Source organism: Mucilaginibacter sp. KACC 22773 (assembly GCF_028736215.1).
Taxonomy (GTDB): Bacteria; Bacteroidota; Bacteroidia; order Sphingobacteriales; family Sphingobacteriaceae; genus Mucilaginibacter.
Window position 1 is genome coordinate 1,665,737 of the sequence record NZ_CP117883.1, and the last position, 12,871, is coordinate 1,678,607.

Below are 12,871 nucleotides of genomic sequence, written 5' to 3' on the forward strand. Positions count from 1 at the left end.
TGAACTTACAAATGATAAAAGCTTTGATATTCACCTTCTCTCTCCACAACGTTTTTATTTTGGGCGGAACCTGTAAAGCATATAGACGGATAGTTGCGTACGTTTTTTATTGGCCTCTTTCTTTTTCGCAAAGGTAGGTTCGGCACATTTAATAGTAAGTGGCCGTTTTTTTCAAGGAATACTACATTTTTAAAGAGTTTTTTATTATTTCCAGAATCCGTTCATTTTTTACAATCCACATACCTAATCGCTCTTCGGTAATGCCCTCTTTTAGTTTATAAGTATTTACCGGGTCGGTATCTTCAAAAATAGTTTCCATATACCTGAAGTTAATATTCTCGATGGACGATAATTCATGGGCAACCTCAACAATATGTGTAGAAACTAAAAAGAAACAGGTTTTTACCTCTGCAAAGGCAGCTATTATAGCCAGGGAGGCATCGTAGGCATCTTTAACATTTGTCCCCCTGAACAATTCGTCAAAAATCACAAAAATACCTTCTGACTGATTTAATTTTTCGGCTACTTGCTTTACCCGCAAAACCTCTTTATAAAAGTGGCTATGTCCCTGTTCCACATCGTCTGCTAAGTTTATGGTTGTAATCAGACCTTTAAATCCGGAGGTCACCATGCTTTTCGCTGGCACTGGAAAACCTATTTGGGATAAATAGATAGCAATTCCAATTGCTTTAAGCAGCGATGATTTGCCCGCCATATTGGTTCCGGTAATAAAGCAAACGTTCCTGTCGGCGCTGAATGTTATGTCGTTACTTTTAGGATTGCCAATAAACGGGTGGAATAATCCTTGGATGGTTAACTCCCTTGCATTATTTTCATTAATTACCGGTAACGTGAAACCAAGTCTTTTACTGATTAAGCTAACGGATTGATAAACATCTAACTGATAGGCAACATTCAACAAAACCTTCATTTTTTCATAGGCAAGTTGCCTGAAAAGCTGATCGGCTTTTGCCATATCCGCAGCGCTGCGATTAGGTTTCTTTATCAATTGTTTGAGCCATACAAGTTCTTCGGGCCGGAAAGTATCTAAAATAATGGAGCGGAATTCCTGTATTTTTTTAGGCAGATAGCCCTGTAGCGCGTCAGCGTAATTTATTAAGCTCTCAAGTATCGATAGCGTACTTTCTATCCCGGTTTGAATGATATAGTAATCATTGTTGTTATTGAATGTATGTATGATTTTTTCTAAGAGTCCGGTTATAACTGAAAATGGTTTAGCATGGTAATGCTTTTTGAGATAAAATTCTACAAAATCGTAATCGTTTCTATCCAGGTCAATGGTAATATTGTGTTCTTCGATATATAAAAACACTTCTATTCTTTCCTTTATCTGAACAGGATCGGTAAGCGGCTTGTTGAACATTTCATGCAGCGCTTCGCTGCCACCAATTGTATTGGTGTGGCTGAAAAGGTTATATATAGATTGGCGGGAATTGTTATTTTGAAATATTGCCAAATCATGGAGTGTTTGTCTATCTATATCGAAATTCATAAGGGTGCCGGTAAGAAACATCAACGCCCAAAATAAGATTGTAGTTTTCCGTGCTTGTATTATTTATTGGGGGTGGAAGCCTTTCGCCAATCAATTTATTGAAAATATATTTCTATTTTGCATCAAACTAAACCATGATGATAAACAGTGATATATATCAAAGGGCTGCATTTATAAGAGGCCACTTCATTAATCAAGTAGCGTTCATTGAAAAAATGATGGAGTACTTTACGGCGTTTCATTTTTGCCGGGATAGAGAAAGAGCAATGGAAATGGTTGATTTTTTAACTGGAGATCGTTTTGTATCTTTTGAATCAAAGCGCAATGTTTTCGAGCTTGTTTTAGAACATCACTTTAAAGAAGTATATAATTCAAATAAAGAATATCGGTCTTTTTTAACTACCATACAAAATGAGCGAAACAAGCTGGCACATCTTACCGTTTTAATAGATGAACAATCAATTGATGATTTTGTACATAAAGGATCAATATATCTAATCAAATTTGGAGAAAAAACCAAAGGAATAGAATATAGTAAATCTCATGTTGACGATATTATGTACAAAGTAAACGTGGTTGCTGAGTGGGTTAAAGACTTAGTAGAAAACAACAACGCCCTCTCTGAATTGACATAATGCGCTACTTCAATTAGCCTTAGAGGGCGTTTGAATGATCTTAAATTTCTTACTGCTTTTGGATAAATTATTTTATTTGTTCCATTATATCGCTAATATTTAAGTCTTTAAAGGAAAAATACAAAATTCACTATGTCAGATGATCCCTTGAAGTTACTTGATGATTTTTTAGAATCATTAATTGAAATGCCTCGTAAAAACATAAGAAAGAAGCTAAATATTGACTATACGACATATACTGAAATTTGTGAAAAACTTGTGATTGATGGATATGCCATAAGTGATGGAGACAGTATTTTAATTACATTTAATGGCCGTTTCTTTATTTCTGTTGGGGGGTACGTAAGACAGCAGGCGTTAAGTCTTGAGAAAAGTAATCGGCTGGATAATATAGAACTCGAGCAAAGGTAGAATAGGAATAATACTCTTTATTTAACATTGCTAATTGCTGCTGGAACTCTTGCGGCGTCACTATATTACCTAATTGAGATTTACAAATCTTTTCATCTTTTTTTTCACCACCATGGCATTTACTGGATTTGGGAGTCAATGCCCAAATTAAAGAAATGACCTTGTTACAAATATTTTCATTTTGTCCCAACTAGTATACCTATCTAAAATTTATCAAAGCAATATCCTTCATTAAAATTCATTAGCTTTGATATAACCGTTTATAAAATCAGCTAAACATGCGGATAAAAGTAATACCCACGTTACTTGCCATCTTAGTTTTTGTTTTTTTGACCGTATTTTACACCAAAAATGACGAGCCGGTTGATGGTGTAACATCAATGGGCTTCCCCTGGCTTGCTTATTGGAAGCTTGGTGGAAAAACAGCCGGCCATCAGCGCCATGAATATTTTTCTTCTCTTTGCTTATTGAATTTAGGCATTGCCTCACTCAGCATAGTAACTTGTAACGTGATGTTTCATTTACTATACCTCCGAAAGAACTATCTAACCACTTATAAAACCAGCTAAGCCATGAAATTAGTATCCTACAAAACCGAAGACCGGGAGCATTTGGGCGTTTTTGTAAACGGCCATATTTATAACCTCAACTCCTGCGATAAGCTGATCCCCGATAATATGAACGAGTTTTTGTGGGGTGGCGATGAGCTGATGGATCACGCACGCAGGGTACACGCCGCAATCAGCAGCGGTAGCATGGAAGCAAAAGAAGAATTGTTTTTTGAGTTGATGGCCCCCGTGCCTCACCCATCATCATGTCGCGATGCCTACGCCTTCAGACAGCATGTAGAAACCGCCCGGCGTAACCGTGGGGTTGCCATGATCCCCGAATTTGACCAATACCCTATATTTTATTTTACCAACCATAACGCCATACAAGGCGCCGGCGAAATTGAATGCATGCCCGATCATTTTGATAAGCTTGATTTTGAACTGGAAGTAGCTGTTGTGCTTAATAAAAAAGGCCGCAACATCAGGGCGGTTGATGCGGATAATTTTATTGCCGGGTTTATGATCATGAACGATATGAGCGCCCGCACACTGCAAATGGAAGAGATGCTGCTAAACCTTGGGCCTGCAAAAGGAAAAGATTTTTCGACCGTAATTGGCCCCTGGCTGGTGACGCCTGATGAACTGGAGAAATACAAGGTACCGGCAAAGCCCGGCCATACAGGCAACGCTTATAGCCTTGAAATGAAATGCGTGGTAAACGGTAAACAGGTATCTGCCGGCAATATGGCTGATATGGAATGGACCTTTGCCGAGATTATCGAACGCTGCGCCTATGGATGCGATGTATTGCCCGGCGATGTAATAGGATCCGGAACGGTAGGCACCGGCTGTTTCCTGGAACTTAACGGAACAGGATTATCAAACGACGCAACTTATCGGCCCCAGTGGCTAAAAGATGGCGACCTGGTAGAAATGGAAGTTACCGGCCTGGGTATGCTTGGTAATATAATTACAAAGGCAAAGGACGATTTTTCGATATTAAGCCTGAAGAAGGTGTAGTCGGGAAGTCCGAAAGTCGGGAAGTCCGGAAGTGGGGAAGTTATGAAGTCCGAAAGTCTTAGGTTGGCAATCAAAACGAGCTTCTGACATCCAACTTTCGGACTTCCGGACTTTCCGACTTTCGGACTATTTAAAAGCTTTTAAAGCATCTTTCAAGTCCTTAACCTCTTCCGAGTCGTTTTTGGCGCTTGCAAAAATATCCTGCGAAGAATCGGTATTGCCATAATAATTTTCGTCGGCGTTGTTATCGATATTCAGGCCCGAGCCATTTAGGCTGATGCCTGCAAAAAGACCACGGCTGCGCGAATAAGAATAAATTTCGGCCTCCAGTTTATAATCGGTAGTTGCCGATTTATTGCGGTTAACCGGGCCGGCCGCGGCCGATATGTCGCCGCCAATGGTGAAATTGCCTTTTTTGATATCAGTTAACACGTTTTTGTGACGGAACACCAGGATCAGGTCGACAGATTGTACACCTATCTGGAAACCAACGCTGCCGCCTGTAAGGGTAACAAAAACCGGGTCGCTCCATTTACCGTCGGCCAGCTTTACCATCGCAACGCCTTTACCGCGCTTACCGCCAATACCCAGGCCGGCATTAATCAATTTTGGGATAATTACGATGCCTTCATATTTTTTCATTAGTTCGGCCGGGATGCTTTCTTTCATCTCGGCAAAGTTTTTCAGCACATTGGCCGAATTTTGGATCCGCTCCGTTTCCTTATCGTCGGCTTTGGCCGATATCAGCACAAAAAACAGGCTTAATATTAACGGGAATTTTAACAGTTTTAACGTTTTCATGGGGTGTATAAATTAAATGCAATGTTAGCAATTAACGTAAGCAACTCATAAAACGTGCAGTTGTTTGTGTTATTTATTAACCTTTGTATGACTTACGGGGAAATCCCGGTAAATAAAATTGTAGCTTAAATCAATGGCGATGAAGTTAAATAACTCATCGCCATTGATTTGTTTAGGCTAAAGCCTAACCCGGTTGCTTTTTTTAAGCGGAAAAACAAGTGGGTATTTGCCGGAATTGCAATGCTTAGAACGCATTCAACGTTTCCTTTAACCCAACAACCGACTCTTTTTTACTGGTAGACATGGCGAAAATATCCTTTGACGAATCGTTATTTCCGTAAAAACTGGCGTTAGCCTTTTTGTCGATACCAAGGTTCGAGCCATTGATGGTGATACCTGCAAATAAGCCACGGCTGCGCGAGTACGAGTATATCTCGGCCTCCAGTTTGTGATCGGTACTGGCTGTCGAGCTGCGGCCAACCGGGCCGGCTGCTGCCGAGATATCGCCGCCAATGGTAAAATCTCCGTTTTTAACTTTGGTTAACACGCCCTTATGACGGAACACCAAAACCAGGTCGACTGATTGTACGCCAACCTGCAAGCCAAAGCTGCCACCGGTTAATGTAACAAAAACGGGGTTGCTCCACTTGCCGTCTGGCAGCTTAACCATAGCCACGCCTTTGCCGCGTTTACCACCAATGCCTAAACCGGCATTGATTAGTTTGGGTATAATTACAATGCCCTCGTATTGTTGAAGTAATTGGCGCGGGATGCTTTCTTTCATCTTGCTAAAATCCTTCAATACATTTGTGGCGCTATGCACACGTTCGTTTTCCTTGTCGCCGGCTTTGGCCGATACCAATACAAAGAACAGGCTAAGCATCAATGGGATAGCCAAAAATTTTAACGTTTTCATGGGGTATGATATTTAATGTAATAGTTGATATAGAATTAACCCATAAATCCCATCGGTTGTTTTTAAATTAAATTATTTAACTGTATTGTTATCTCCGTTCAATTTTGCAGATAAAACAACAGGCCTGGGCGTTGCGCGCATGCAGGTATTCGATATCGGGATGCTGGTCAAATAAATCGTTTATCAAGTCATCTACGTCAGCATCGCCAACCAAACGGGTCACCGCCATCATCTGATCTTTATTGTATCCAATAAGCGACAGCGGGAAACTTTGTTTATTCGCCTTAATTTCCGGCGGGAAACGGAATACATCAGTGTATTCTTCAACGTCTTCGGCATTCACAAACACTGGCCCAGGCTGGTTGTAGGCATTCTCAAGTTCAAAGGGCGAGTGTTTAAATAACAATCGCTTGTCAACACCTTTGTTAAATGGTTTTAACGAGATGCGGCAGGGGCCCAGGCCGGTTGCCAGTTGTTCAACTACGGGGTTGCCAAAGTCGTCGGTCATGGTTGTTTTTATTTTTTGGACGAACGTTTTGGATAGAGGCACGATTTTAAAATTGTTCATGATATTGTTTTTTATATAGATCAAAGGTGGCGCAAGGGGGAATGAGTTCAAACCCGGAACTTGCGGAAATCGATTTGCAAGTGTGCAGATTTCAGATGTGCAGATTATTCTTCCCATTTTGTTGGGCAGTTCAAAGATTATAGATAGATAAAAACATCTGCACATCTTGAATTTGAAATCTGCACATCTGATTCCATATCTTTGCACCCGATGACGATGCCCGGTAAACAACAGGTTTTTTCGATAAATAGTAAAGAGCAGTTTGAGCAAACAGCTCTGCAGGTTTTTAAATACCAGGCCCAAAATTGTGCTATATACAGGCAGTTTATTGAAGGGTTAAAAATCGATTTAGCAAAAGTTACTGCAGTTGAAAAAATAGCTTTTTTGCCCATTGAGTTTTTTAAATCGCATGCCATTGTTAGTTCAAATGACCCGATTGAGGTCACCTTTACCAGTTCGGGTACTACGGGTATGGTAACCAGTAGCCATCATGTAACTGATAAAACGTGGTATGAAGATAGCTTCAGGAATGCCTTCAGTTTGTTTTATAGCGATATTAAGGATTATACGGTATTAGCGCTATTGCCTTCTTATTTGGAGCGTGAAGGCTCATCGCTTATTTATATGGTTGATGATTTGATAAAACAGTCTGATAACCCGGATAGCGGTTTCTTTTTATATAACCACGATGAACTTTACCAACAACTTATAAAACAACAGGAAGCTCAAAAGCCGACTTTATTAATAGGGGTTACCTTTGGGTTGCTTGACTTTATTGAGCAGTACAATATTCATTTCCCCGAATTGATAGTAATGGAAACAGGGGGAATGAAAGGCCGCCGCAAGGAAATGATCCGCGAGGAATTGCACCAGGTTTTGTGTAAAGGGTTCGGGGTAAGTACTATACATTCCGAATACGGGATGACGGAGCTGTTATCACAAGCTTACTCAAAAGGCGATGGCATTTTTGAGTGCCCGCCCTGGATGCAAATCATCATCCGCGATACTAACGATCCTATCACTACGTTAAGCAATGGAAAAACAGGTGGAATTAACGTGATCGACCTGGCTAATATCAATTCCTGTTCGTTCATAGCCACACAGGATCTGGGTAAAACTTATGCCGATGGCTCGTTTGAGGTGTTGGGCAGGTTTGATCAAAGCGATATTCGTGGATGTAATTTGCTGATTGCTTAAAACTTATAGCCAACTTAAGTATTATTGTTATTTTTGCACGCATCATAAATGCTGAAAACATGATTGAGAAATTTTTAAACGAGGAACAAGATCCAAAAACGGTTGAGAAAGTTTATTTCCGCCTGGTCGACCTGCTTTCTTCTGGTGAAGAGATCATTTACATAGCGGTTCAGAAAAAGCCATTGGTGAATTTATTTCCGGATTGCATTGCCATAACCAATAAGCGTATCTTATTTTTTACCCCGGCCAACCTGGGCCTATCCATCAAATTTGTTGATTTTGTATGGAAGGATATTGTTGATGTATATACAAAAGAAGAAATTATTGGCGCTATATTCAGCGTAAAAACTACCAACGGAGCCGAAATGGCTGTTGATTACCTGCCTAAAGTGCAGGGCCGTAAGCTATACCAATACGCCCAGGAACGTAAAGAAGTTGAACGCGAAGCCCGCCGCCAACGCGATTTGGAGCAAAAACGCGCAGAATCTGGCGCTGTTCAGTTTGATAACGCGGCCCGTACAACTCCCGCACAGCAGGTGTTTGCTGCCCAGGCACCGGTAGCCGCACCACAAATACCAACGCCAGCGCATGTTGCTCCACCCGTTCCAGCTCCGGCTCCTGAGCCTGTTGTGCAACAAGCTGCGGCCCCAAAACCGGATGAACTCACTGAAAAGTTAAAAAGGCTTAAAATGCTTTTTGATAACGGCCTGATATCGCAGGAAGAGTACAATGCCAAGAAGCTTGATTTGTTAAGCGATTTTTAAAAAAAACAGACCTGCGCTAAGCAGGTTTATTTTTTTTCGGGTAATTCTATTGGGTTGTTATTTGTTTTGGAGTTTGAATTGTCGCCTTTGATAATATTTATAGACGATATCTTATTCGGGTCTATACTGGCCAAAGGTAATCCTGTGTTTCTTGAACTGCTGTTGAAATTACCATGTGCGCTTTTCATAAATCCTTGCGGATCTTTGTCCCTCGCTTCTTTTAGCCGGGCTAATTCTTTTGGCTGTGTTTTAATATCATCGGCAGGGGGCTGTATGGTTTGTTTGCTTTGGCTGATATCCTCAAATCCCATAAAATTAAAAATAACTTCTTTTTTTATATCAGCGGCCTGTACAATTAAACCAGGGAGACCATTAAGTTTCCACGGGCCGTTTTTAAAAGGAAGGTCGGCGCAGAACCATGCTTCATAGTCGCGCCCTTTAAAATGAGCAGTAGCCTTTTGGCAATGCAGTGTGCCGATACTCAAAGTGTCATTTTGTATCGTCCAGTTAATAACGGGCAATGGTTCCTCTGTCAAATAAAAATTAATGATTTTTTCCTCAGTGTATAGCTTTTTTGTGGCGGGGTATTGGTAGTACTCTTCATTGCTTATCACGCCGCCGCCAGTAATAGTTAAAGAAAGATGGTTAGGGTCGGCGGCCCCTTTAACCTGGTTTGCAATTTCATTAGCCATTTTTTCTTCCTGTTGTTGCTTGGTAAGGCTTCGGTAAACACTTGCACTGCGGCCCGATAGTAAAACCATGGTTTCTTTATAGGGCTTGGTGCGGTTGGCAGTATCCCTTATATGAATAAACTCATAAGTGGCCTTTGTAATTGCCAAATCGGGCGTTTGGGCTGATGCATTGTAAACGAAAATGCACATATTTATAAGTAGTAATATAAATGCTTTCATACCGGTTAATATAATTTGTCTGGAGATTTTGTAAAACTAATAATTTAGTTATTGTATTTGCAAGTGTTTTTACAATTACTATAACCTGTAGTAAAAGATAAAACAGCCGTTTTTTTGTTTGAGCTTGATCGTCGGTGGGGCAGGATTAATGCTAATACAGTAAGAGGAGAGATTTAAAAGGGATGTTACTTTAAAAACAATTATAGGGATAGTTAAAGCACCTAATCACCCAAAAAATAACTGCTAATTTAAAAGCCGTTCATCAAAGCTAAATGCTTCTGTGTTTGTTAGTTTTATCGCCCATGCAGCTGGATGTAAGGGATTTATAAGGTAGTTGTATTCGGCAGGTACAATGGATGAAGGAACTTTTATGGCCAGGCATTCACGTTTCTTCAAAAACTCATCACCTAATTGGCGCAATGTAACCGGAGGAGGTATCTCCCGCCAATTTGCGGGTAACAAAGCAGGGTTCAGCACATAGATGTTATCTTCGGGGATCTCAATTTCTACAAGGCAAAAATTATCAGGTACTAATAGGGGAGGCAGATGAACTAATACCTCAAGCACAGCTAGCGCCCGTGATGACGCCGTGTAAAGCATCGGTTTACCTTCACTATTCCAGCGGCCTCCATATAAGCGGGCCCCTGTGCCTGTTAAATCACCGGCATAGTTGCAGTTGGCAATGCGGTATAGTATCATCAGGCAAAAATACCGTGCTCAATTCGGCCCAGTTCTTTAAAAACCATATCAAAACCTGCAGATGTATCCAGGATGGTAACAGGGGCCTCGCCTTTAAAAATAAGTGATGGCGTTTTTATCCAGGTTTTGAATTTATCCATCGAACCAAAAACTTCCTGCCCACGGGTATAAAGGCGGGCAAGCTCAACGGCTTTTTCGGCGTATTCAGTTTTAATAATGGCATCATCTTCGTAGCGCTGTAAAGTACGCTCGCTAATGTGTAAGATAATGGCTAACTCCTGTAGGTTTAACGATATTTTTTTTGCCAGTGAAAGTAAAGCGCTTTTAGGAAAACCCTGACGGGCCAGGTTAATGATGTCAAAATCGGAGTTGAGGGTTAATGCTTTTGTACCTCCAAGCAAGTTGTAAAATGAAGGCATAGTACCCATGTTGCGATAAGCAACCATAGGCTCATGGAGTACACTTTGTGCTTCTTTTTTTGTTTTGTACGACATATATACAAATATAATTACCATATGTCGTATTTGCAAGTATTAATCAATAAAAAAGCGATGAGTTTTAGGCTCATCGCTTCTTTGATTTCAAGACTTGCGAAGTTTCAAAAACTTCGCAAGTATAATAACGTGTTTATTCTGCTACTATCAAAAAGTAGTTCTTTTTTCCTTTTTGTGCTACTATAAATTTCCCGTTTATCAGAGCATCTGCACTATAAACGTCATCGGCCGTCGCAATCTTTACTTTGTTTATCGACGCGCCACCACCAACAATCGTTTTCTTTGCTTCACCCTTGGATGGGAATATAGCGGTTTTAACAGCTAACAAATCGGTAATGCTAATGCCCTCATGTAATTCAGTTAATGAAATTGCAAAGTTGGGTACGCCAGCAAATAAACCCAATACCTCGGCATCGTTCAGTTCGCTTAAAAACTCTATGCCAACATTCCCAAATAAAAACTCCGATGATTTAATCGCTTTTTCATACTCGGCTTCGCCATGCACACGGATAGTGATATCTTTTGCTAATGCTTTTTGTAACACCCTTGTATGTGGCGCTAAATCATGCTCGGTTTCCCAGGCTTCAATTACTTCGCGATCATACAAGGTAAATATCCTGATGTATGCCTTCGCGTCAACATCAGTAGTGTTTAACCAAAACTGGTAAAACTGGTAAGGCGATGTACGCTCTGCATCCAACCAAACGGCGCCGCTTTCAGTTTTGCCAAATTTAGTACCATCTGCTTTTTTTATTAGTTGGGTAGTAAGTGCAAAAGCCTCACCCGCATCTTTTCTGCGAATCAGTTCGGTACCAGTGACAATATTGCCCCATTGGTCGCTGCCACCCATTTGTATGGTGCAATTATGGTGTTTCCACAGGTAATAAAAATCGTATCCCTGAACCAACTGGTAAGTAAACTCGGTGAACGACATGCCAGTATCACCTTCCAAACGTTTCTTAACCGAATCTTTGGCCATCATGTAGTTCACAGTGATATGCTTACCAACATCGCGGATAAAATCAAGAAAAGTAAAACTTTTAAACCAATCGTAATTGTTTACCATTTTGGCACTATTCATGCCGCTGTCAAAATCCAGGAAACGGGTAAGTTGCGCCTTTACAGCCTCCAGGTTATGTTGCAAAACATCTTCAGATAATAAATTGCGTTCCTGCGATTTGCCCGAAGGATCGCCCACCATACCGGTAGCCCCGCCAACCAGTGCGAATGGTTTATGGCCCGCGCGCTGAAAGTGGATGAGCGTCATGATCTGTGTAAGGTGACCTACGTGCAGCGAATCTGCAGTTGGGTCAAATCCTATATATCCCGAAGCCATGCCTTTATTAAGCATTTCTTCGGTGCCCGGCATAATGGTATGCAGCATACCGCGCCAGGTTAGTTCTTCAACAAAATTCATATTAAGTGTTGTTTCAAAGGTTGCAAAGATATAAAGCTAAAGCAGAATATGCGCGAATGGATGGCAATTCATGATTTGTAACATAGTTAACTACAGGTAAATTCTATTTCAAATAATTACTTATTCTTTGTATCTTGAGCAAAACGGGGTATTTTGCAACTCGAGGCTTATGAATTTTTTATCACATTATTATTTCGACAGGGATACCAGCAACTGTTACCACGTATTGGGAACGGTGCTGCCCGACCTGTTGAAAAATGCCGATAAACACATTGTTCTGCACCCCGAAAAGCTGCAACACCCTGATAACGATGTTAATTCAATTATAGTCGGCTGGAATAAGCACCTGGCTGTCGACAGGTATTTTCACTCTTCTGATTTTTTTATCACACACTCGCATGAGTTAAAAAAACTCCTGCGCCCTGCAATCGAAGGCTCACCGGTTAAGCCATTTTTTTTAGGTCATATCGCATTGGAGCTTATTATAGATAATTTGTTATTAACCACCGGTAAGGTAAAGGTTGATGAGTTTTATGATCACCTATCCGGCTGTAAAACAGCAACGATAAACGCGTTTTTAATTTTTTCGGGCCTGAAAAACACCGAAGTGTTTTTCAGGTTTTATGAAAAATTTAAGGAGAGTAAATACCTGCATACCTATGCCGAAACCCACCAGATAGCCTATGCACTTAAGCGCATCTGCATGCGCATTTGGAAAGATCCCTTTACGCCACAGCAGGAAGCGGCGATGAATGATGTGCTGGGCATCTACCGCAATTATTTGTTGGATAGCTTTATGTCGATTTTTGAGGAGATAGGTGATAAATTATCCGGTATATAATAGGTTGATATTGAGCTGATCCGCTATTTCAAAGGCCATTATTAATGCATCCCGCTCCTTAAAACGCTCCTTCTGCCTAAAAAGCCTTAATTATCAGCAATTAACATTAAATAATTCTTTTTTTAATAAAATT

The 12,871-nt window shown here is 40.7% G+C and carries 15 protein-coding genes; 7 read left to right on the top strand and 8 right to left on the bottom strand.

Annotation, left to right across the window (positions count from 1 at the left end; genetic code table 11):
• Window positions 1-181 precede the first annotated feature (181 nt).
• Window positions 182-1,513, bottom strand: coding sequence for a MutS-related protein (locus tag PQ469_RS07275; RefSeq protein WP_274212346.1), 1,332 nt, complete (start codon window positions 1,511-1,513; stop codon window positions 182-184).
• Between the two features lie 134 nt (window positions 1,514-1,647).
• Between PQ469_RS07275 and PQ469_RS07280 the strand changes: the two genes are divergently transcribed.
• The 4 genes from PQ469_RS07280 (at window position 1,648) to PQ469_RS07295 (ending at window position 4,130) form a co-directional block, all read left to right on the top strand.
• A complete protein-coding gene (locus PQ469_RS07280; protein ID WP_274212347.1) occupies window positions 1,648-2,148 on the top strand; it encodes a hypothetical protein in 501 nt (166 codons plus the stop codon).
• Between the two features lie 132 nt (window positions 2,149-2,280).
• The gene (locus tag PQ469_RS07285) at window positions 2,281-2,559 is read left to right on the top strand and encodes a hypothetical protein (RefSeq protein WP_274212348.1); all 279 of its coding nucleotides are present in this window, start codon (window positions 2,281-2,283) and stop codon (window positions 2,557-2,559) included.
• Between the two features lie 278 nt (window positions 2,560-2,837).
• Complete coding sequence (locus PQ469_RS07290) at window positions 2,838-3,128, top strand: hypothetical protein (protein WP_274212349.1); 291 nt, start codon at window positions 2,838-2,840, stop codon at window positions 3,126-3,128.
• Between the two features lie 3 nt (window positions 3,129-3,131).
• Window positions 3,132-4,130 (top strand): fumarylacetoacetate hydrolase family protein, encoded by a 999-nt coding sequence (locus tag PQ469_RS07295; protein ID WP_274212350.1) that lies wholly within the window; start codon window positions 3,132-3,134, stop codon window positions 4,128-4,130.
• Between the two features lie 126 nt (window positions 4,131-4,256).
• Here PQ469_RS07295 and PQ469_RS07300 read toward each other — a convergent pair whose 3' ends face one another.
• From PQ469_RS07300 to PQ469_RS07310, 3 genes are all read right to left on the bottom strand, one after another.
• Window positions 4,257-4,931 carry a lipid-binding SYLF domain-containing protein gene (locus tag PQ469_RS07300; RefSeq protein ID WP_274212351.1) on the bottom strand — a complete coding sequence of 225 codons (675 nt, stop codon included), beginning with the start codon at window positions 4,929-4,931 and terminating at the stop codon, window positions 4,257-4,259.
• A gap of 244 nt (window positions 4,932-5,175) precedes the next feature.
• Window positions 5,176-5,847, bottom strand: coding sequence for a lipid-binding SYLF domain-containing protein (locus PQ469_RS07305; RefSeq protein WP_274212352.1), 672 nt, complete (start codon window positions 5,845-5,847; stop codon window positions 5,176-5,178).
• An 88-nt stretch (window positions 5,848-5,935) separates the two neighbouring features.
• On the bottom strand, window positions 5,936-6,415 hold the full coding sequence (locus PQ469_RS07310; RefSeq protein WP_274212353.1) for a DUF1203 domain-containing protein: 480 nt from the start codon (window positions 6,413-6,415) through the stop codon (window positions 5,936-5,938).
• Between the two features lie 210 nt (window positions 6,416-6,625).
• On the opposite strand from PQ469_RS07310, the gene PQ469_RS07315 reads away from it, so the two are divergent.
• Both PQ469_RS07315 and PQ469_RS07320 read left to right on the top strand, forming a co-directional pair.
• A complete protein-coding gene (locus PQ469_RS07315) occupies window positions 6,626-7,612 on the top strand; it encodes a LuxE/PaaK family acyltransferase (RefSeq protein ID WP_274212354.1) in 987 nt (328 codons plus the stop codon).
• A gap of 59 nt (window positions 7,613-7,671) precedes the next feature.
• Window positions 7,672-8,376: a PH domain-containing protein gene (locus PQ469_RS07320; RefSeq protein WP_274212355.1), complete on the top strand. Its 705-nt coding sequence runs from the start codon at window positions 7,672-7,674 to the stop codon at window positions 8,374-8,376.
• A gap of 26 nt (window positions 8,377-8,402) precedes the next feature.
• Here the strand turns inward: PQ469_RS07320 and PQ469_RS07325 are convergent, their stop codons facing one another.
• The 4 genes from PQ469_RS07325 to tyrS form a co-directional block, all read right to left on the bottom strand.
• A complete protein-coding gene (locus PQ469_RS07325; RefSeq protein ID WP_274212356.1) occupies window positions 8,403-9,287 on the bottom strand; it encodes a GLPGLI family protein in 885 nt (294 codons plus the stop codon).
• Between the two features lie 243 nt (window positions 9,288-9,530).
• Window positions 9,531-9,986 (bottom strand): RES family NAD+ phosphorylase, encoded by a 456-nt coding sequence (locus PQ469_RS07330; protein ID WP_274212357.1) that lies wholly within the window; start codon window positions 9,984-9,986, stop codon window positions 9,531-9,533.
• On the bottom strand, window positions 9,986-10,480 hold the full coding sequence (locus PQ469_RS07335) for an Xre family toxin-antitoxin system antitoxin (RefSeq protein WP_274212358.1): 495 nt from the start codon (window positions 10,478-10,480) through the stop codon (window positions 9,986-9,988). Before PQ469_RS07335 ends, PQ469_RS07330 begins: the two co-directional genes overlap by 1 nt.
• A gap of 133 nt (window positions 10,481-10,613) precedes the next feature.
• The gene (gene tyrS, locus PQ469_RS07340; RefSeq protein ID WP_274212359.1) at window positions 10,614-11,897 is read right to left on the bottom strand and encodes a tyrosine--tRNA ligase; all 1,284 of its coding nucleotides are present in this window, start codon (window positions 11,895-11,897) and stop codon (window positions 10,614-10,616) included.
• A gap of 169 nt (window positions 11,898-12,066) precedes the next feature.
• Between tyrS and PQ469_RS07345 the strand changes: the two genes are divergently transcribed.
• Window positions 12,067-12,738 carry a hypothetical protein gene (locus PQ469_RS07345; RefSeq protein ID WP_274212360.1) on the top strand — a complete coding sequence of 224 codons (672 nt, stop codon included), beginning with the start codon at window positions 12,067-12,069 and terminating at the stop codon, window positions 12,736-12,738.
• Window positions 12,739-12,871 lie beyond the last annotated feature (133 nt).